Source organism: Pseudonocardia cypriaca, assembly GCF_006717045.1.
GTDB lineage: Bacteria > Actinomycetota > Actinomycetes > Mycobacteriales > Pseudonocardiaceae > Pseudonocardia > Pseudonocardia cypriaca.
The window spans coordinates 1,692,050-1,710,791 of record NZ_VFPH01000002.1; the positions used below are offsets into that span (position 1 = coordinate 1,692,050).

Consider the following 18,742-nt stretch of genomic DNA (forward strand, 5'->3'; position numbering starts at 1 on the left):
GTCAATGAGCGCTGCTCTCATGACGCTGCCGGGGGCTCGCCTTCCGGACCGCCTCCGCCACGGCCGGCGCCACGTGCGAGTCGAAGACCGACGGCACGATGAAGTCGGGCGCGAGCTGGTCGGGGTGCACGCAGTCGGCGATCGCGGTGGCCGCCGCGAGCATCGCCCCGTCGGTGACCTCGTGCGAGCCGGAGTCGAGCATCCCGCGGAAGAAGCCGGGGAACGCGAGCACGTTGTTGATCTGGTTCGGGAAGTCCGAGCGTCCCGTGGCGACGATCGCCGCGTGCTGCGCCGCCGCGAACGGGTCCACCTCCGGCACCGGGTTGGCCAGTGCGAACACGATCGCGTCGGACGCCATCGTGGCGACGTGCTCCCCCGTCAGCAGGTCGGGAGCCGACACGCCGATGAACACGTCGGCGCCGCGCAGCGCCTCGTGGAGGCTCCCCTGCACGCCCCGCGGGTTGGTGTGCTCGACGATCCAGCGCCGGAACTCGTCGGCGCCCGCGTCCTCGGGGCGCAGCACCCCGCGACGCCCGCAGGCCACGATGTCCCCGAACCCCTGGGTGCGCAGGAGCCGGATGATCGCGTGCCCGGCCGCGCCGACGCCGCTCAGCACCACCCGCACCTGCTGGGGCGCCTTCCCCACGATCCGCAGCGCGTTGGTGAGCGCGGCGAGCACGACGATGGCGGTGCCGTGCTGGTCGTCGTGGAACACCGGGATGTCGAGGAGCTCGCGCAGCCGGCGTTCGATCTCGAAGCACCGCGGCGCCGCGATGTCCTCCAGGTTGATCCCGCCGTACACCGACGCCAGGTTCCGCACGATCTCGACGATCGTGTCGACGTCCTGGCTCTCGATGCACACCGGCCACGCGTCGACCCCCGCGAACTGCTTGAACAACGCCGCCTTGCCCTCCATCACCGGCAGGGCAGCGGCCGGCCCGATGTTGCCCAGCCCCAGCACCGCGGAACCGTCGGTGACCACGGCGACGGTGTTGCGCTTGATGGTCAGCCTGCGCACGTCGTCGGGGTTGTCGGCGATGGCCTGGCACACCCTGGCAACGCCGGGGGTGTAGGCGCGGGAGAGGTCGTCGCGGTGCTTCAACGGCACCTTCGGCGTGACCTCGATCTTGCCGCCGAGGTGGAGCAGGAACGTCCGGTCGCTCACCTTGTGGATCGCGACACCGGGCAGCGCCGAGATCGCCTCGCAGATCCGGTCGGCGTGCGCGCCGTCGATCGCGTCGCAGCTCACGTCCACCTCGAGCTCGGTCGACGTGGAGCCACCGACGTCCATCGCGGTCAACGACCCACCCGCCGCCGAGACCGCCGACGCGATGTCGGCCGCACCCCCCGACCCCTTCTTCATGCGCGCGCGGACGGTGATCGAGTAGCCGGGGCTCGTCGCAGCCATGGCCCAACTCTTCTCCGGCTCCCGCCGCCCGGCCACCCCGGACTTCCACGGTGCGGACGTCCGGCGCAGGAAGTGATCGCCCGGCACTAGCCCCTGGCCCGGGAGCCGCTACGCTCGGGATGCGGTTTCCGGCCGAACCGCACCACGCCCTCGTAGCTCAGCTGGATAGAGCAAGAGCCTTCTAATCTCTAGGTCGCAGGTTCGAGTCCTGCCGGGGGCACAGACTTCCTGATCACGGCGGCGAGCCTCTCGTCACCGAAGATCGACCTACCGAATACCTACCGTTCGCGGCCTGGCGCGAACCGGTTCAGAGCGGCCGATGCGGCGGCGCCGGACACCCGGCGTGCCATGTAGACGTCCTGCGTCATCGAGATGCGCTATGCCCCAAGTAGTCGGCGATCTCCCGGGCGACGTCATCGAGGTAGCCGCGCTCGGCGACAGCACCGCGCTGCTCGGTCTCCGTGCGGCCACCTCGAGCGCATTACCGACAACCGCATCGTCCGGATAGCGCCACACCTCCGCGTGCAGTACGGGAGCCGCCTCCGGGCTGGCCATGGCTTCGACTCCGCCCACCGGACCTTGCTGCGGGAGATCCAGCAAGCCGAGCGCGCAGCACCCAACCGCCCAGGCGGCTACTAGATCACCGAAGCGGACCCGGCAGCCGCCGACCACACCCTCGTCCAGCGCTACCCGGCCGAGCAGGTCGAGCGGTGCGTACTAGCTACCGACGGCGCTCAACGTCCCTTCGATCACCGACACAGTGACTTGTCGACCCTTCCCGCGAACTCAGGCCACGTACACCGTTGTCTCGAACAGCTCCACGAGTGGGACGAGAAGAGCGACCCGGACGTTGGTTCCTCCCGCAGTCGAAGCGCCACGACGACAAGACGCTCGTAGTCTGGCGGCCATGAGGACCTCGCGCGGCGGGCATTGCCGCAACGCACTTCGTCACCGCGCTGGCGTTGTCGTCCGCGGCGACGGCCGTGTCCTCGTAGTCCAGCGGCGCGAGAACGGCCGGTGAAAAGCGCCCAGAGGAGTGCTCGAACTCGGCGATACCTTCGAGGAAGGTGTCCGCCGCGAGGTAGTCGAAGAGACCGGCGTCGAGGTCACCGTCGATCACCTGTCCGGCGTCTACAAGAACATGACCCGCGGTGTGGTCGCACTCGTCTTCCGTGAGCAAGGAAGGAAAGTCTGAACACAGGCGCCAAACGCCAGGACGCGGGAACGCGGGAAGTCAGGCGTCGATCAGGTCCACCTCATGCGCTGGCTAGCAACGTGGTCGCTGAGGGCATCGAGGATGCGGACGGCGAATGCAGGCGCATCCGTTGCCGAACCTCATTAGGGGTGAGCCAGCAGACCTGTTGGGCTTCGTCGGTCTCGGTCGGAGTTCCACCGATCGCACGGCACCCAGCGGCGCCTACGGCGCCGCAAAGATCAGCGCGCCGAGTTGCGGCGAGCAAGAGCAAGGACAGGTCCTCGCCTGACGGGCAGGTCGACGGGATGCCGCACCGGGGTCCCTCATTGCGGAGTCCGCGGCTTGTGGGGTCCCGTTTGCCACAATGTCCACCAGCCCGCGCCGAACGGTAAGAATCTCGGGTGGGCATCCACACAGGTCAGGACCCGTACACGCACATCAATGCTGCCAGGTAGACCCGATTCGTTCAGCTTCATCGCCGAGAGAGTCGGGCGACAGACCAAGATCTCAGCTTCATGCCATCGCCCCATCGGACGGATTCGACGAACATCGTCTGCGGTCTGCGCCTTGCGCAGCCTCGTTGCTGCTGGCAAGGTCTCCAAGATGGCGACGTGGCGCGGATGGCTCCAACAACGAAGGCGTATCGCGCCCAGATACTACCTCTACTTATCGAGAACGAAAATCGAAATGCTATACCCGCAGGTCCCACGCAGCTTTATCCGCTCACTGGATGCGGAGGTGAAGGCGAGCGTCGGAGTCGTGGAGGCGACCGTCAAGCGTGGAGCAGAGGAGGAGCGTGCTGGCCTTGAGCTCCGTGCGGCAATAATCTCGGACTACTTAGAGCGTCATGCCGAGGTCGGGACCGTCGCCGAACCTAAGCAGTACCTTAAGGGCACTGCGACAATGAAGTACGGTATCGTATCAGGATATGCTGCTGACGTCGCCTTCTTCGGTGGGACGATCGAGGGCATTAGGATTGGCCTAATTGGATCAACAACGAGCGTTGTGGGCGAGCTAGAGAGGAACGAATCCCGGCACAGTTTATTCTACTATACGTTGAAGTTCTTGAATCGAATCGCTCGCGATCCAACCGGGCAGCATGTATCGTCGTCACCGCCGTACTTCACGCACGCTCAGGCCTTCGAGATTGCGGCCGCAGCTACGTCTCAAGAGGCAGACGTGGAATTCGTGGCCAGGGTGCTACACAAAGAGCCCGACTTGATTATCGCGACTCCGATCTACGTAGCCTTAGCGTCTGCTCCGGTCGTCGGTCAGCAGCCCCTCCCGCCTGCGACCGCTGCGCCTCCTTCACAGCCACAGGTTCCGGCGGGCTGGTACCTCGACCCGAGCGGTCAGCCGTACTACCGGTGGTGGGATGGCTTCCAATGGACGAGCAGCACAATGCTGCGGGTGTAGGACTCCCCACCGGCTCCGTCTCGTGCGAGGTCTGCACCTTTGACTTCGCGCCGAGGTACGGGCGAGCGAGGATCTTGTTGTCTCCGGCTGTCGCGGGTGTAGAGGTGTTCCCGAGCGTATGCAGGCTGCGAACACCAGTGACGGGGGAACCTCGCCCCGCGCCCTTCCTGTCGCGCTGACCACCCGCGGGCAGCGGCTCGGCGCCGTCACAACCGCCAGATTCGCACCGTCGGACACACAGGTCGTGCTCAGGGGAACCGACCGCACGGTGCGGCTGCTCGACCTCACCCGCACTGACACGGTGCGACGCGATCCACGCCCGGCCCCGGGAACGGGCCGGTGGCCCCGCTCGACCCGCAGGCGTGGGCGGCGATCGCGCCGGGCACGCAGCACACCGACACCTGAGCCGGGCGTTGACCCGGTACGGCACCACGGCCTCCAGCAGCTCGCGGCGCCTGCGCCTCTGGCCGAGCGGTTGTTTCAACCGGCTCGAAGCAGCGGCGGAGTACGGGCGGGTCAGTTGATCGCGGCGAAGTAGTCCGTCGCTGCCCGGACGTCGCCGACGTCGGAGATCAGCCCGATGTAGCCGTCGGGGCGGATCAGCACGAGGGTGCGGTCGGACGCGTCGTACACCGCCGCGAGATGGCCTGCGGTGTCGGCGATCTCGTCGGGCCCGGTCGGTCGTTCGACGACGTGGAAGGTCCTCAGCACGGCCTGGGGGAAATCGGCCGGGGTCTCGGGGCCGAAGGTCAGCAGCGTGAACCGTCCACCGCGGGTCAGGTCGAACAGGCGGCGTTCGCCGTCGATCGTCGCCAGCTTCGTCGCGTCGGGGGCGCGGTCGCCTGCGCGGAGCGGCGTCTCGTCGTCGCGGTCGTCGCGCGCCAGGGCGGAGCCCCGGTATCCCACGTCGAGCTGGATCGTGCTCGCGTCGCGGCGGGTGGGGACGACGTTGTCCCCGAGCGCCTGCTCGAGGCGCGCGTTCGAGAGTTCGAGCACGTGGGCGGCGACCGGCCGCCGCTCTGCTTCGTAGGTGTCGAGCAGTTCGAGCGACGCGGTGCCGTTCGCGACCGCAGCGAGCTTCCAGCCCAGGTTGTACGCGTCCTGGATGCCGGTGTTCATGCCCTGCCCGCCTGCGGGCGGGTGGATGTGTGCCGCGTCGCCTGCGAGGAAGACGTTCCCCTCGCGGTAGCGGTCGACGAGGCGGATGTTGGCGCGCCAGAGCGACGCCCACTCCGGTTCGTGCAGGCGGATGTCGGTGCGACCGGTCCGCCGCTCCAGGATCGTCTGCATACGCGCGAGGCCGAGCCCGGGGTCCGCACCGGGCGCGATGGTTGCCGAGAACTGGTACAGGTCGGTCGAGGGCAGCGGACAGAGGCTGACGATCCCGTCCGGATGCTGCCACGAGTGCCAGGCGTCGCGATCGAGGCCGTCGACCGCGAGATCCGCGATGAGCATGCGCACCTCCTCGCGCGTCTCACCGACGAACGGGATGCCGGCCTGCTTGCGGACGGCGCTGTGGCCACCGTCGCAGCCGACCAGCCACCGCACCTCGACGGTCTCGGGCACGCCGCCTGCGACGACCTCCGCGATCACGCCGTCATCCCGCTGTTCGAACCCGACCAGAGCCGTGCCGAACTCGACCGCACCGCCGAGCTCCGACAGCCGCAACCGAAGCGCTTCCTCGACCCGCCATTGGGGCGTGATCAGGCTCGCCGCCCACGGGATGTCGGGACGGTTCGTCAGCGACTCGGGCACGACACCGCCGCGCGTCACCCGACCGTCGGGCGCGGTCGAGTGCATGGGCATCGCCAACCAGCCGTTGGCGAGCACGTGGTCGACGACCCCGAGATCCTCGAACACTTCGAGGGAGCGCGGCTGCACACCCTTGCCACGCGAACCCGGCCGCGGGCCGGGAGCCGCCTCGATCAGCCGGAACGAGACGCCACGACGAGCGAGCTCGCAGCCCAGCGTCAGGCCGGTCGGGCCGGCGCCCACGATCACGACCGTCGGCCCCTGCTGCTGCGGTCGTGTCGTCGCCATCTCGGACGTCCACCTCTCCACGTAAGGAAGGAATCACTGTCTTCGACCGTACGACGGGTTGCTTAGAAAGGCAAACCTTTCTACCGTGCTCTCGTGACCACCGGAGTGTCCGGGCGCCGTCGGCACGGCGAGCAGCTCGAGGCCGCGATCCTCGCTGCCGGGTGGGACGAGCTGGTCGAGGTCGGGTACGCCCGTCTGACGATGGGGTCCGTCGCCGCCCGTGCCAGCACGAGCGAGCCCGTCCTGTACCGCCGTTGGGCGAACAAGAACCAGCTCGTGCTCGCCGCGCTCGACCACTATCGGGACACCCATCCGGTCCCCGCGACCGACACCGGCACCCTGCGGAGCGACCTGCTCGCACAACTGACGGCCGTGAGCGAAGCCCTCGCCGGGTTCTTCGCCATCGCCGCGGGTGCCGCGTTCTCGGGACTGCTGGCCGACACCGGGATGTCTCCCGCGCAGATCCGTGAGCAGGTCATGGGCGACCAGCTCCACCCGCGCAGGCGCACCGTCTACGAGCGCGCACACGCTCGGGGCGAGATCGACCTCGAACGCATCCCTTCGAGCGTGCTCGCCATGCCGTTCGACCTGGTGCGCCACGACATGCTCATGGACCTCAAGCCGCTGGACCCTGAACGCATCCGGTCGATCGTCGACGATCTCTTCCTGCCCCTCGTACGGGCACACCACGCAGCTTGACGCCCCCGATTCAGCGGTCGCGGTCGACCGCACCAGCGGCTATCGAGCGGCCGACTGTTCGATCGACAGCACGTCCGAGAGCTGAGCCAGTGCTCGCGGCTCGACACGGTAGTAGACCCACGTCCCGCGCCGCTCGCCGCTGATGAGGCCGGCTTCGCGCAGCACCTTCAGGTGGTGGGAGATCGTCGGGCCGGCGAGCTCGAAGCCGTCGGTCAGCTCGCACACGCAGGCCTCGCCCCCTACGTGCGACGCGATGAGTGACAGCAGCCGCAGCCGCACCGGGTCGCCGAGGGCCTTGAACATCTGCGCGAGCTCGACCGCCCGCTCGGCGGGCAGCGGCTCGCGCACCAGTGGCGATCCGCCAACCAGGGTGGACAGCTCGGTCAGCGCCTGTACCGGTTCCGCCACCTCGCTATCTTGACAGTCATCTATCCAAGCGAGCAACCTCTGCTTCGACATCCATCGATCCAAGAGGTGCACAGTGCCCGAGCAGACCGATCGCGACATCAGGACCGGCACGACGATCCGCGAGACGGTTCGGGCCCGCTACGCCGCGGCCGCGACGCGGTCCGCTGCCGGTGAACACGATCAGGCCAGAGCCCTGGAGGTCGAGCAGACCGGCGGATGCTGCGGGCCCACCGGCTGCGCTCCGGCGTCGGCTCAGATCGCTTTCGGCGGACAGCTCTACGACGCGGCGGAGGCCGCGGGAGCGCCGGAATCCGCGGTGTCGGCGTCGCTCGGATGCGGCGTGCCGACCGCGGTGGCCGACCTGCTGCCCGGCGAGGTCGTCCTCGACCTCGGCTCGGGCGCGGGCGCCGACGTGCTGATCTCCGCCCGACGAGTGGCACCGGGCGGCAGGGCGATCGGGCTCGACATGACACCCGAGATGCTCGAGCTGGCGCGCCGCAACGCCGCAGCCGCCGGCGTGGACAACGTCGATTTCCTGCAGGGCTATCTGGAGGACGTCCCGCTACCCGACGGCAGCGTCGACGTCGTCATCTCCAACTGCGTCATCAACCTGGCCGCCGACAAGGCGGTGGTGCTGCGCGAGGCAGCGCGAGTGCTGCGCCCCGGCGGCCGGTTCGCCGTCTCCGACGTGATCGCCGACCCGGACATGGACGCGCAGACACGCGCCGATACCGAGCAGTGGACCGGCTGCATCGCAGGCGCCCTCACCCGGGCCGAGTTCGAGCAGGCGCTTCGCGATGCCGGGCTCGCCGACGTGGAGATCACCGAGACCCACCGGGTACACGAGCACGCATCCTCGGCGATCGTCCGCGCTCGCAAACCCTGACCGCAGGCACGCGGTCACTGGGACTTCCCGCCGTGCGGACGCAGACGCACAGCACCGACGGAGACGTCATCGGCTCGAAGTGTCCGTCGGCGCGACGCCCAGCTCCGTCAGCAGGTCCTGCACCCGGGCGTCGATCTCGTCGCGGATCGGGCGGATCTCCTCGGCGGGCCTGCCTGCCGGGTCGGGAAGCTCCCAGTCCAGGTAGCGCTTGCCGGGGAACACCGGGCAGGCGTCGCCGCAGCCCATGGTGATCACGACGTCGGAGGCCTCCACCGCGTCGGTGGTGAGCCGCTTCGGCTGCTCCGCCGACAGGTCGATGCCGATCTCCGCCATCACCTGGCGGACTGCGGGGTTGACCCGGTCGGCCGGCTCGGAGCCGGCCGAGCGCACCTCGACGGCGCCGCGTGCGTGGTGGGCGAGCAGGGCTGCGGCCATCTGCGAGCGTCCGGCGTTGTGCACGCAGACGAACAGCACCTGGGGCCGGGTGGCGGTCACGAGCGACTCCTGTCCGAGGGGCGGTGCGGGGTGGCTTCGGCCGGTACGACCACCGAGCCGGCCGCGGCGGGAGCGTCCGGGTAGAGGGCGGTGACCAGCACGGCGCCGACGACGGCTCCCAGGATCTGCGCGAGCACGAACGCGGGCACGGAGCTGGGCTGGATGCCGGCGAACGTGTCGCTGAACATCCGGGAGAGGGTGACGGCCGGGTTGGCGAAGCTGGTGGACGAGGTGAACCAGTAGGCGGCACCGATCCAGGACGCCACCGCCGCCGCCGACAGCGACGCGCGACCAGTGCGGGCCAGCGCGACGATCACCGCGATCAACCCGGCGGTGGCCACGACCTCCCCGACCCACAGTCCGAGCCCGGTCCGGCCGGTGTCGGAGATCTGCAGGGCCGGCAGGTCGAACATGAGGTTGGCCAGCACGGCGCCTGCGATGCCGCCGATGATCTGCGCCGCCGCGTAGCCGAGAACGTCGGATCCGCTCAGGCCGGTGCCGTGGCGGCGCCCCAGCACCCAGTCGACGGCCGAGACGACGGGGTTGAAGTGGGCCCCGGAGACCGGCCCGAACACGAGGATGAGCACGCCGAGCCCGAACACGGTGGTGATCGAGTTCTGGAGCAGTTGCAGGCCGGTGTCCTGCGGGGACAGCTCCTGGGCGGCGATGCCGGAGCCGATCACGACGGCGACGAGCAGCCCGGTGCCGACGAGCTCGGCGAGCAGCCGCCGGGCGAGCGCGGGTGCGGGGTCAGGCACGTGCCGGCACCTCGAGCTCGCGCAGCAGTCCACGGACCCGACGCTCGATGTCGTCGCGGATCGGGCGGATGTCGTCGACCGCCAGCCCGGCCGGGTCGTCGAGGACCCAGTCCTCGTAGCGGCGACCGGGGAACACCGGGCACGCGTCACCGCACCCCATCGTGACGACGACGTCCGCGGCGCGGACCACCTCGTCGGTCCAGGGCTTGGGGTACTCGCCCGAGATGTCGATACCGCGTTCCCGCATGGCCTCGATCGCCGCTGGGTTGACCCGCGAGGCGGGCTCGGAGCCGCCCGACCAGGCGATGGCATCGTCCCCGGCCAGGTGCTGGAAGAACCCGAGCGCCATCTGGGAGCGGCCGGCGTTGTGGGTGCACAGGAACAGCACCACGGGCACGCCCGCGTCGTGGCGGCCTTCCACCTTGGCCAGAGCCTGCAGCCGCTGGCGGGCGAACCGCTCCGCCAGCAGCGGCAGGTAGTTCAGCACGGCGGCCCGGCCGGCGAACTCGTCGTAGGAGCTGTGCAGGAAACGCTCGATGGTCTCGGTGCCGAACGTGCCGTCGAACTGGCGGGCCAGGTTCGACGCCGCGGTCTTCAGCGCCAACTGCTGGTCGATGGACAGGTCGGGGTATCGGTGGTCGGTGCGCACGGTCTCCTCCGGTGGGCTGCTCAGCTGGGCCGCAGCGCAGGCGCGACACGGGTGATGCGGTCGGCGAGCGTGTCGATCGCGTGGTCGAACGCGCCGTCGTCGCCGGTGCGGGCGGGATCCGGAACCGACCAGTGCAAGCGGCGCTCGTCCGGGGCGGCGGCGAGCTCCTCGTGGGCGGCGTCGCAGACGGTGATCACCACGTCGGCCGGGTCGACCACGTCGTCGAGGTGGCGTGGGGTGGCAGCCCGCAGCGCCAGGCCGTGCCGCTCCGCGGCCGCCAGCGCGCCCGGGTGGATCGCGGGAGCCGGGCGGGTGCCCGCCGAGGTGGCGGGGACGGCGCTCGTGTCGGCCCACAGCGCCGCCGCGAGCTGTGAGCGGGCCGAGTTCTCGGTGCAGACGAACACCACCCGCACCGCGTCCCGGGTGACCGTCGGCCGCAGCGCGCTCAACGCCGTCGGGGCGAGCGCCAGGTAGGTGCGGCGCCGGTCGGCCTCGGACCGGTGCCGGCGCACCACACCTGCCTTCTCCAGGACACGCACGTGGTGCGCCATCAGGTTGGACGGCACGTCGAGCAGCCGCTGCAGCTCCGACGGCGAGGCCTCGCCCAGTACGAGAGCGTCCACGATCGCCAGCCGCACCGGGTCGCCCAGAGCTGCGTGCACGGCAGCCCGAGCGACCAGTTCACTTGCCTCAATGGACATTGAGTCAATTTTCGCTGAGCGATGTTCCGCTGTCAATGGCGGCCTCAGCGCGGTCCGGGTCGACCGTTCACCACCTGGAACCCGAGCAAGCCGACGACCGGGTGGGCGGTTCAGACCTGGGTGAGGCCGCCGTCGACCGGCAGTTCGGCACCGGTGATGTAGCCGGAGTCCGCCGACGCGAGGAACAGTGCCACCGTGGCGACGTCGGCTTCGGCGCCGAGGCGGCCGGCGGGGATCGCCGAGAGGGCCTGGGATCTGAACTCCGGTGGCAGGGTCTCGAACGAGGGCGTGTGGATCGCGCCGGGGCTGAGGACGTTGACGCGGATGCGCCGCTCCTTCAGATCGGTGGTCCACGTGCGGGCGAATGACCGCAGGGCGGCTTTGCTCGCGGCGTAGACGGTGCTACCGGGGCTGCCCTGGACCGCAGCGGCCGAGCCGTTGAGGATGATCGAAGCGCCGTCGGGCATCAGCGGCAGCAGCTTCTGCACGGTGAAGAAGGTGCCCCGGACGTTGACGTCGAAGACTTCGTCGAAGGACCGCTCGGTCACCGCGCCGAGTGGTTCATCGAAGGTGTGGTTCCCGGCGCTGGCGAACAGCACGTCGACCCGGCCGGTGTGCGCGATGACGGCCTCGACCAGGCGGTCGAGGTCGTCGAGGTTGCTGACGTCGCCCTGCACGCCGGTGACGTTGTGGCCGATTTCGGCGACTGCGTCGTCCAGCTTGTCCTTGCGCCGTCCGGTGACGACGACGTGCGCGCCTTCCTCGACGAACAGCTTCGCGGTGGTCAAGGCCATTCCGATCGTGCCACCGGTGATGCCCGCCGTCTTGCCATGGAGCTTGGACATCGTGGAGGCGGGCCTCATGGCTGTTCTGATCTGCTGTGTGCGAGGTCGACCGTGACGGCCACGCGCCCGCGTCGGTCGCGCTCGGCCACCGCGTGGCCGGTCCGGTTGGTGCCGTCGAGCTCGATCGTGATCGGACCACCGGCGCCGAGGAAGTTGCGCCACCAGCTCTTGGCGTCCGGGAACCGCACGCCGATGGTGACGACGTCGCCGTCGCGCTTGTAGCCGACGGGAATGGTGAAGGTGCGCCCGGAACGTCGGCCCGTGTACGTCACGACGGTGATGTGCCTGCGGACGAACCTCCCCCAACGAGGAGAGGTGCGTAGCCCACTGACCCACGCGTTGAGCCGCGTGAGATGCGATCGCTTGAAGAACACGACACCAACGTAACCTCGGAAGTGGAGCACCTCGTCCGGTTGCCGGGAAGTGGGAGAAATGAGCACCGAATCTTCTCGCATGCGTTCCGACGCGCGGGAGAACCGCGCACGGATCGTGGCCGTCGCGCGTGAGCTCTTCGCCGACCGCGGCCTGGAAGTGCCGATGGCCACGGTCGCCCGGCGCGCGGGCGTCGGGGTCGCCACCCTCTACCGGCGGTTCCCCACGAAGGGGTCGCTGGTCACCGAGGCGTTCATCGAGCAGTTCGCCGTCTGCGTGTCCGTCGTCGACGATGCTCTGTCCGATCCGGATCCCTGGCGCGGCTTCTGCACCGTGATATCGCAGGTGTGCGAGATGCAGGCGCAGGACAGGGGTTTCGCCGCCGCCTTCACCGCGGAGCTCCCGGACGGGCACATCGACGAGCGCACGCGGGCCCTGCGTGGTTTCGCCGAGCTCGTGCAGCGCGCCAAGGACTCCGGCCGGTTGCGTGCCGACTTCGCGATGGACGACCTCACCTTGGTGCTGATGGCCAACCGTGGGCTCTCGGCTGCCCCCGCCGAGCTCGCGCCCGCGGCGTCCCGGCGGCTGGTGGCCTACCTGCTCGAGGCGTTCCGGGCAGGATCGAACACGTCCTTGCCACCGCCGGTGCCGCTCAGCCTCGACCAGGTGCTCCTCCGGCGGTGACCCGCTGCAACCGCCTGGCGGGCACGTCACGACGCGTCGACGTCGGATTTCGACGGCCTCGATGCGGTCCAACCCGAATTGGCGGGCAGAATTGCTCGAGACAGCGATCGGGAGTTTCGGCGGATCGACCGCGCGCAACTCGCGGTGGATAGCATCGGGACGTGCCGTATTCCTTTGTCGTCACCGCTCATTCCGATGCGGAGCCCGCAGCCGTCTTCGATGCTCTCGCACGCGGTGCCACATGGCCGTCCTGGTCACCGATCCAGGCCGTCGAGATCGCGGACGGCGGTGATCCGCAGAGCCGTCAGCAGGTCGGTGACACGAGGCTCCTCCGGGTCGGGCGGACCGTGAACCGGGAGCGGATCGTGGAGATGGTCGACGACCGCCGGTTCGGCTACGAGAACCCCAACCCGCCGTTCCGCACCTACCGGGGCCTCGTCGAGCTCATCACCGCGGCGCAGGGCGGCACCGACATCACGTGGTCCGCGACGTTCGAACCGAAGCTCCGGTGGACCGGCCCGTTCTGGACGTGGTTCCTCACCCGCTTCATGCGGAGGATGGCCAACGGCCTCGCCGAGTACGCCGCGCGCCAGGGGTCGTGAGCGCGCTGACGGGCCTGGTCACCGCGCTGGGTTTCGCGATCGGCGTCAGGGGTGGCGCCTCCGGGACGCGAGCAGGGCCGCGGTGTAGATGCTGCACGGCCAGGTCTGGAACCCGCGCTGGGCGCCGAGGGTGCAGGCGCGGCAGTACCCGTTCCCGTCGTCGCCGTGCCTGGCGAGCAGCTGCAGCACCGCGGCGGGCCGGTCGGCGATGAGCTGGGCGATCAGCTCGGAAACCTCGCCCGACCAGTTGCGAACCATGCACGATCTCCCCTCGGCCCCCAGAACGTGACGGCAGCGCCGCAGGGCGCCGGGCCGTTACACGGGCGGGCCGGCGTCCACGACCAGGTCAGGCCGCGGGCCGCGCCGGGCATCAGGTCCTCGGGCCGATCACCCGCACGTTCGAACCCCGGTTGACCGTCTGCCCATCGGGTACTTGCAGCGCGATGGACGGAAAACGTCGGGCACGGATGCATGCAGCGGTCACGATCCTGCTGGCGGCCGCGCTGGCCGGCTGCGCCGGTGGCGGCCGCAGCGGGTCGGACCAGCCGGGTGTGCCGGGCCAGGTGACCTCCGTCGCGCAGCCCGCTCAGAAGGAGTCGGTCAACAGGGCGTCGGAGGCCGACGTGGCGGGGGCGCTGCGCCGCGCCGACGTCGACGACCCCGAGGGCTGGGCGAAGCTCCTGATCAGCAACCGCCCGTACCCCGCGGGCCAGCCCGGCGAGGACCGGATCCGCGAGGTGCTGGCGGGGCAGAACGCCGAGCCGGACGAGGTGGACAAGATCCTCGCCACGGTCGGGCCCTGACCCGGCGGACCCAACGCTCCCCACCCTCTGACGCGCGCGGACTACATCCTCCGGGCGCCTCGACCGCTGCGCCCCGGGCTCCGTTAGGACCTGTCCCCACCCCGCGACGCGGGTCTACGTTCGGCCTCCTCGATCGGGGGCGGTGGGACGCAATGGTGCGTTACGAGTACCGGTGCCCGGCCTGCGGGCCCTGGACGGTCGCGCTGCCGATGGGGGCAGCCGATGCCCGGCGCACCTGTCCCACCTGCGAAGAACCGTCCCCACGGCGCTGGTCGGCGCCCCTGCTGAACCGCATGGACCCGGCCTCCGCCCGGGAGCGGCTGCGCGAGGAGGCGAGCCGGGACGTCCCGGAGGTCGTCACATCGGTGCCGCCGGCAGCACGCAGGCGGGTCCCGTCCGATCACCGCCAGGCACGCCTGCCCCGCCCCTGACCCACACCGCCGGTGCCACCGAGGAGGGTCGCCATGGGTCTGGTCGGTCTCTTGTACGTCGGAGCCGTCTTGTTCATCAACGGGCTGCTGCTCCTGGGGGTCGTCGACGGCAGAGCGGCCGCGCCCATCAACCTGTTCGTCGGGGCGCTGCAGGTCGTCACGCCCACGTTCCTGATCTTCACCGCGAACGACGACCCGCGCGTGATCCTCGCGGCGTCGGGGCTCTACCTGTTCGGCTTCACCTACCTCTACGTGGGCATCAACCTGCTCGCCGGGCTCGACACCACCGGCGTCGGCTGGTTCTCGCTGTTCGTCGCGGTGGTGGCGCTCGGCTACTCGTGGGCGAACTTCGCGATCCTCGGCGACAGCCCGTTCGGCGTCATCTGGCTGTACTGGTCGTTCCTGTGGGCGTTGTTCTTCCTGCTGCTCGGCCTCAAGCACGACTGGCTCGCCCGCTACACCGGCTGGGTCACGATCATCCAGGCGTGGGTGACGGCGGCGATCCCGGCGTTCCTCCTGCTCACCGACCTGTGGCGGTACGAGGGCGCCATCGCCGTCGGGCTCGCCGTCGGCGGGGTCGTCGTGTTCGGGGCCCTCTACGCCTTCATCCACCCGCGTGCGCCGGGAGCGCCCGCGGCGACTCCCTCCCGGACGGCCCATCCGGCGCCGGGTTGATCACCAAGTATCGGCAAGGAGGATCTGCGATGCCCGATGTGGTGTTCAGCGTTGATCAGGCGAAGTCGATGCGGGACCAGGCGGTGCCGGGCCACAACCGGTGGCACCCGGACGTACCCGCCGCGGTGACGGTCAGTCCCGGGCAGCAGATCCGGGTGGAGTGCCGCGAGTGGACCGACGCCCAGATCGGCAACAACGACTCCGCGAACGACGTGCGCGACGTCGACCTCACCCGCGCGCACATGCTCAGCGGCCCGATCGCCGTGGAGGGCGCCGAGCCGGGTGACCTGCTCGTCGTCGACATCCTCGACCTCGGTCCGGTGCAGGCGCCGCAGGAGTACGGCGACGCCCCCGGCCAGGGCTGGGGGTACACCGGCATCTTCGCGAAGGCCAACGGCGGTGGCTTCCTGACCGACTACTTCCCCGACGCCTACAAGGCGATCTGGGACTTCGCCGGCCAGGTGGCCACGTCACGGCACCTGCCGGGGGTGCGCTACACCGGAATCACGCACCCCGGCCTGTTCGGGACGGCCCCGTCGGCCGAGCTGCTCGAGCGGTGGAACCGCCGGGAGCGCGCGTTGATCGACACGGATCCCGACCGCGTGCCACCGCTCGCGCTGCCGCCGCAGGAGCAGAACGCCCTCGGCGGCACGGCGAGCGGGGACCAGGCGCAGGCGATCGCACGGGACGGCGCCCGCACGGTCCCGGCCCGGGAGAACGGCGGCAACCACGACATCAAGAACCTCACGCGCGGTTCGCGCGTCTTCTACCCGGTGCACACCGAGGGCGCGAAGCTGTCCGGGGGCGACCTGCACTTCAGCCAGGGCGACGGGGAGATCACGTTCTGCGGCGCCATCGAGATGGGCGGCTTCATCGACTTCCACATCGACCTGATCAAGGGCGGGATGGAGACGTACGGCGTCACGACGAACCCGGTGTTCATGCCGGGCAACGTCGAGCCGCGGTACTCGGAGTTCATGACCTTCATCGGGGTGTCGGTGGACCGCGAGACCGACGAGAACTTCTACCTCGACGCCACCGTGGCGTACCGGCGCGCCTGCCTGAACGCGGTGGAGTACCTGAAGAAGTTCGGCTACTCCGGTGAGCAGGCGTACCTGCTGATCGGTTCCGCGCCGATCGAGGGCCGGATCAGCGGGATCGTGGACATCCCGAACGCCTGCTGCTCGCTCTACCTCCCGACCGCGATCTTCGACTTCGACGTGAAGCCGTCGGCGGCCGGGCCGGCCCGCGAGGACCGGGGGCAGTGCGCCGTGACGTCGTGAGCTGTCCGGTGCCGCCCGACCCGTGGGTCAGGCGGCACCGTCGGCGGCGCGGTGATCCATCGGCACCGTGGGCCGCGCGGTGACGGTGACGTCGCCGCCGCAGTTCCAGCACGTGGGCTCGGCGGCGAAGTCCCGGCCTTCCACGTCGCAGTCGCCGCAGAACCAGTGGGCCATGACCACGTTCTTCACGGGTGCTCCCGTCACGCTCCGGGCGCCACCCGTGCCACTCACGTGGTGTCGCCGCTCGCCTCTGCCTGGTGCATTGCAGACACGGATCGAAGGTTACGGACGGTTCGCCGAGCGCACACTTCGTGACCGGCGAGCGGCCAGGCGGCCGAGCACGACGTCCACCACCAGGAAGGCGAGGAGGCTGATTCCGAGCAGCGGTGCGAACCAGCCGAGCCCGACCGCAAGCAGGACCGCGACGACCGCGGCCGGACGTGCGGCACTGCGGAGCCGGCCGCGCGGGACGAGCCGCCAGCCCCGGCCGCGCGTCGGCCTGCGCAGCCACCACATGCGGTAGCCCAGGACGATCAGCGTGATCATCCCGAGCCCGAACGCGACCAGCACCACCTGGTTGGCCACGCCGAACAGCACGCCCATGTGCGCGTCGATGCCCCAGCGGGCGAGCTTGGCCACGAGCGGGTAGTCCGCGAAACGCACCTGGTCCACCACGGCCCCGGTGCCGGCGTCGATCGCGACGGCGTCGACCTCGGTCGGCCAGCTCCGCTTGATCTCGGTGACCGTCCACGCGGCGCCGGGCTCGGCCGGCATCGCGATCTCGATCTGGGTGGCGTCGATGCCGGCGGCCCGTGCCGCCGCGAGCACCGTGTCGAACTGCGCGGGGTCGAACCGAGCGGAGTCGAGCTGCGCGGGGGCGACGTCGTGCTCACCGGCCGCCCCGCCACCGTGGCCGGCGTGCCCATCCGCCTCCAGGGACGGGGTGCTCCAGCCGAGGGAGGCACGCAGCGCGGAGACGTTCTCGCCCGCGTAGGCCGACCAGGTCAGCCCGGTCGCGGAGAGGAACAGGGCGCCGAGCAGGAGCCAGGTGCCGAGCGAGCCGTGCACGCCCACGATGCGGCGGCGACCGGTCGCTCCCGGCTCCGCCCGCACCAGATCGCGGACGGAGGCGCGGCGCGTCCGCCACCGCGCGATCCACAGCGCCAGCCCGCCGAGCGCGACCACCCACAGCCAGGACGCGGCGAGCTCGCTGTAGAGCCGACCCGGCTCGCCGAGCAGGAGGTTGCGGTGCAGCTGGTCGATCGTCGTACGGAACGGCAGCACGCCGCTGGTCCCGTAGCTGACCAGCGAGCCCTTCACCGCGCCGGTGCCGGGGTCGACGAACACCGCACGGTGCTCGGACTCGCCGAGGCCGTCGTCGAAGAGCACGCGCGTCGTCGCGCCGGGCTCGGGCGCGGGCCGCACGGCGACGAGGTCACCGCTGGGGTCGGTGGCCAGCGCGGCGCGCACCTGGTCGGCCAGCGGTAGCTCGCGGCCCGCGGGCGGCACGCGGAGCTGCTCGGCGTAGAGGAACGACTCGAGCTGCGGGGTGAGCACGTAGAGCACGCCGGTGACGGTCGCCACCAGGATGAACGGCCCGACGAGCAGGCCGGCGTAGAAGTGCAGGCGCAGCACGAGGCCGCGCCAGCCGGATCGGTTGGGGGAGACAGGAGGTCTGGTCGTCAGGGCCATGAGGGCTCCCGGGTTCGAGGGCAACGGGGGACGGCGCGTCCGGCGGGCACAGCGGCGCAGAGGTGCGCGGATCGGTGCCCGGCCGGATCGGCCGGTGAGAAGGGCGCGCGGTCAGCAGACCGCGGGCGGCCCCCGGTGCACGATCGAATGCCGCAGCCGCGGCGTCAGGGCTACGCCCGCGAGTGCGTCCAGCGCACGCGGCCGGGCCTGGGTGACGGTGGTACGCCACTCCCCCAGCAGCCGGGAGATCAGCCGGTGCAGCGCCGCGACCGCGCGGCGGGCGGTCTCGACGGCCCGGCGCTCACCGCAGCGCAGCCACCCTCCCGCGACGGCGGCGCCCAGCACGTGGACGAGCAGGACCAGCTCGGGTCCGAGCTCGCCGCGGCCGGTGTGGGCGGCCATGTCGGTCGCGGTGCCGACGAACAGGGCATGGCCGCCCAGCTGCGCGACGAGCTGAGCCGCGGCCAGCCGCTCCCAGCCGCGCTCGTGGCGGGTCAGCCACCACGAGCCGGCCGCCGTCAGGGCGAGCGCCAGCAGCAGCCCCACCATCGGTGGCGGGGCGCCGGTGCCGAGGAGGTGGCCGCCTGCCGTGGTGACGCCTGCGGCGACGGTGGCGGCGACGGTGCGGCCGGCGCGGCTACGCGGGAGCGGTCGGCTCCCGCCCTCGCGCGCTCGCCGTCCCGACATGGGCCCGAACCGT

General features: G+C 70.5%; 23 protein-coding genes, 1 tRNA gene and 1 pseudogene. 12 read left to right on the top strand and 13 right to left on the bottom strand.

Annotation, left to right across the window (positions count from 1 at the left end; all coding sequences use genetic code 11):
* Position 1: 1 nt before the first annotated feature.
* The gene (locus FB388_RS25665; RefSeq protein WP_142104717.1) at positions 2 to 1,408 is read right to left on the bottom strand and encodes an NAD-dependent malic enzyme; all 1,407 of its coding nucleotides are present in this window, start codon (positions 1,406 to 1,408) and stop codon (positions 2 to 4) included.
* A 146-nt stretch (positions 1,409 to 1,554) separates the two neighbouring features.
* On the opposite strand from FB388_RS25665, the gene FB388_RS25670 reads away from it, so the two are divergent.
* The 3 genes from FB388_RS25670 (at position 1,555) to FB388_RS25675 (ending at position 4,019) form a co-directional block, all read left to right on the top strand.
* A tRNA-Arg gene (locus tag FB388_RS25670) sits at positions 1,555 to 1,628 on the top strand.
* A gap of 816 nt (positions 1,629 to 2,444) precedes the next feature.
* The gene (locus FB388_RS40545) at positions 2,445 to 2,603 is read left to right on the top strand and encodes an NUDIX domain-containing protein (RefSeq protein WP_246122399.1); all 159 of its coding nucleotides are present in this window, start codon (positions 2,445 to 2,447) and stop codon (positions 2,601 to 2,603) included.
* A gap of 603 nt (positions 2,604 to 3,206) precedes the next feature.
* Entirely contained in the window at positions 3,207 to 4,019 is an 813-nt protein-coding gene (locus FB388_RS25675; protein WP_211362216.1) for a DUF2510 domain-containing protein, read from the top strand.
* Positions 4,020 to 4,535: 516 nt separating this feature from the next.
* On the opposite strand, the gene FB388_RS25680 is transcribed toward FB388_RS25675, so the two are convergent.
* Positions 4,536 to 6,059 carry an FAD-dependent oxidoreductase gene (locus FB388_RS25680; protein ID WP_142104719.1) on the bottom strand — a complete coding sequence of 508 codons (1,524 nt, stop codon included), beginning with the start codon at positions 6,057 to 6,059 and terminating at the stop codon, positions 4,536 to 4,538.
* Positions 6,060 to 6,152: 93 nt separating this feature from the next.
* Here FB388_RS25680 and FB388_RS25685 point away from each other — a divergent pair, with 93 nt between their 5' ends.
* Complete coding sequence (locus FB388_RS25685; RefSeq protein WP_142104720.1) at positions 6,153 to 6,758, top strand: TetR/AcrR family transcriptional regulator; 606 nt, start codon at positions 6,153 to 6,155, stop codon at positions 6,756 to 6,758.
* Positions 6,759 to 6,797: 39 nt separating this feature from the next.
* Here FB388_RS25685 and FB388_RS25690 read toward each other — a convergent pair whose 3' ends face one another.
* Positions 6,798 to 7,217 (bottom strand): ArsR/SmtB family transcription factor, encoded by a 420-nt coding sequence (locus FB388_RS25690; RefSeq protein WP_142104721.1) that lies wholly within the window; start codon positions 7,215 to 7,217, stop codon positions 6,798 to 6,800.
* A 22-nt stretch (positions 7,218 to 7,239) separates the two neighbouring features.
* Between FB388_RS25690 and arsM the strand changes: the two genes are divergently transcribed.
* The gene (gene arsM, locus FB388_RS25695) at positions 7,240 to 8,052 is read left to right on the top strand and encodes an arsenite methyltransferase (protein ID WP_246122401.1); all 813 of its coding nucleotides are present in this window, start codon (positions 7,240 to 7,242) and stop codon (positions 8,050 to 8,052) included.
* Between the two features lie 66 nt (positions 8,053 to 8,118).
* Here the strand turns inward: arsM and FB388_RS25700 are convergent, their stop codons facing one another.
* The 6 genes from FB388_RS25700 to FB388_RS25725 all read right to left on the bottom strand — a co-directional run bounded on the left by FB388_RS25700 (position 8,119) and on the right by FB388_RS25725 (position 11,874).
* The gene (locus FB388_RS25700) at positions 8,119 to 8,547 is read right to left on the bottom strand and encodes an arsenate reductase ArsC (RefSeq protein WP_211362217.1); all 429 of its coding nucleotides are present in this window, start codon (positions 8,545 to 8,547) and stop codon (positions 8,119 to 8,121) included.
* A complete protein-coding gene (locus tag FB388_RS25705) occupies positions 8,544 to 9,305 on the bottom strand; it encodes an aquaporin (RefSeq protein ID WP_211362218.1) in 762 nt (253 codons plus the stop codon). The genes FB388_RS25700 and FB388_RS25705 overlap by 4 nt, the downstream gene beginning before the upstream one ends.
* Entirely contained in the window at positions 9,298 to 9,954 is a 657-nt protein-coding gene (locus FB388_RS25710) for an arsenate reductase ArsC (RefSeq protein WP_142104723.1), read from the bottom strand. Before FB388_RS25710 ends, FB388_RS25705 begins: the two co-directional genes overlap by 8 nt.
* Before the next feature lie 20 nt (positions 9,955 to 9,974).
* Entirely contained in the window at positions 9,975 to 10,655 is a 681-nt protein-coding gene (locus FB388_RS25715) for an arsenate reductase/protein-tyrosine-phosphatase family protein (protein WP_142104724.1), read from the bottom strand.
* A 110-nt stretch (positions 10,656 to 10,765) separates the two neighbouring features.
* Positions 10,766 to 11,500: an SDR family NAD(P)-dependent oxidoreductase gene (locus FB388_RS25720; RefSeq protein WP_142104725.1), complete on the bottom strand. Its 735-nt coding sequence runs from the start codon at positions 11,498 to 11,500 to the stop codon at positions 10,766 to 10,768.
* Between the two features lie 14 nt (positions 11,501 to 11,514).
* The gene (locus FB388_RS25725) at positions 11,515 to 11,874 is read right to left on the bottom strand and encodes a hypothetical protein (protein WP_142106292.1); all 360 of its coding nucleotides are present in this window, start codon (positions 11,872 to 11,874) and stop codon (positions 11,515 to 11,517) included.
* A gap of 79 nt (positions 11,875 to 11,953) precedes the next feature.
* On the opposite strand from FB388_RS25725, the gene FB388_RS25730 reads away from it, so the two are divergent.
* Positions 11,954 to 12,556 carry a TetR/AcrR family transcriptional regulator gene (locus FB388_RS25730; RefSeq protein WP_246122403.1) on the top strand — a complete coding sequence of 201 codons (603 nt, stop codon included), beginning with the start codon at positions 11,954 to 11,956 and terminating at the stop codon, positions 12,554 to 12,556.
* Positions 12,557 to 12,717: 161 nt separating this feature from the next.
* Positions 12,718 to 13,158: an SRPBCC family protein gene (locus tag FB388_RS25735; protein WP_142104727.1), complete on the top strand. Its 441-nt coding sequence runs from the start codon at positions 12,718 to 12,720 to the stop codon at positions 13,156 to 13,158.
* Positions 13,159 to 13,203: 45 nt separating this feature from the next.
* Here FB388_RS25735 and FB388_RS25740 read toward each other — a convergent pair whose 3' ends face one another.
* On the bottom strand, positions 13,204 to 13,416 hold the full coding sequence (locus tag FB388_RS25740; RefSeq protein WP_142104728.1) for a hypothetical protein: 213 nt from the start codon (positions 13,414 to 13,416) through the stop codon (positions 13,204 to 13,206).
* A gap of 209 nt (positions 13,417 to 13,625) precedes the next feature.
* Between FB388_RS25740 and FB388_RS25745 the strand changes: the two genes are divergently transcribed.
* From FB388_RS25745 to fmdA, 5 genes and pseudogenes are all read left to right on the top strand, one after another.
* Positions 13,626 to 13,961 carry a hypothetical protein gene (locus FB388_RS25745; RefSeq protein ID WP_142104729.1) on the top strand — a complete coding sequence of 112 codons (336 nt, stop codon included), beginning with the start codon at positions 13,626 to 13,628 and terminating at the stop codon, positions 13,959 to 13,961.
* 152 nt (positions 13,962 to 14,113) lie between these two features.
* A pseudogene (locus FB388_RS41255) lies at positions 14,114 to 14,218 on the top strand (FmdB family zinc ribbon protein); the annotation flags it as partial.
* A 36-nt stretch (positions 14,219 to 14,254) separates the two neighbouring features.
* Positions 14,255 to 14,392, top strand: coding sequence for a hypothetical protein (locus FB388_RS40550; protein WP_246122405.1), 138 nt, complete (start codon positions 14,255 to 14,257; stop codon positions 14,390 to 14,392).
* 33 nt (positions 14,393 to 14,425) lie between these two features.
* Positions 14,426 to 15,067 (top strand): AmiS/UreI family transporter, encoded by a 642-nt coding sequence (locus FB388_RS25755; RefSeq protein WP_142104731.1) that lies wholly within the window; start codon positions 14,426 to 14,428, stop codon positions 15,065 to 15,067.
* A 29-nt stretch (positions 15,068 to 15,096) separates the two neighbouring features.
* Positions 15,097 to 16,350 (top strand): formamidase, encoded by a 1,254-nt coding sequence (gene fmdA / locus FB388_RS25760; protein ID WP_142104732.1) that lies wholly within the window; start codon positions 15,097 to 15,099, stop codon positions 16,348 to 16,350.
* Positions 16,351 to 16,377: 27 nt separating this feature from the next.
* On the opposite strand, the gene FB388_RS39620 is transcribed toward fmdA, so the two are convergent.
* From FB388_RS39620 to FB388_RS25770, 3 genes are all read right to left on the bottom strand, one after another.
* Positions 16,378 to 16,539: a hypothetical protein gene (locus FB388_RS39620; RefSeq protein ID WP_170225831.1), complete on the bottom strand. Its 162-nt coding sequence runs from the start codon at positions 16,537 to 16,539 to the stop codon at positions 16,378 to 16,380.
* A 93-nt stretch (positions 16,540 to 16,632) separates the two neighbouring features.
* Entirely contained in the window at positions 16,633 to 18,042 is a 1,410-nt protein-coding gene (locus FB388_RS25765) for a PepSY-associated TM helix domain-containing protein (protein ID WP_142104733.1), read from the bottom strand.
* Between the two features lie 111 nt (positions 18,043 to 18,153).
* Entirely contained in the window at positions 18,154 to 18,729 is a 576-nt protein-coding gene (locus tag FB388_RS25770) for a hypothetical protein (RefSeq protein WP_142104734.1), read from the bottom strand.
* Positions 18,730 to 18,742 lie beyond the last annotated feature (13 nt).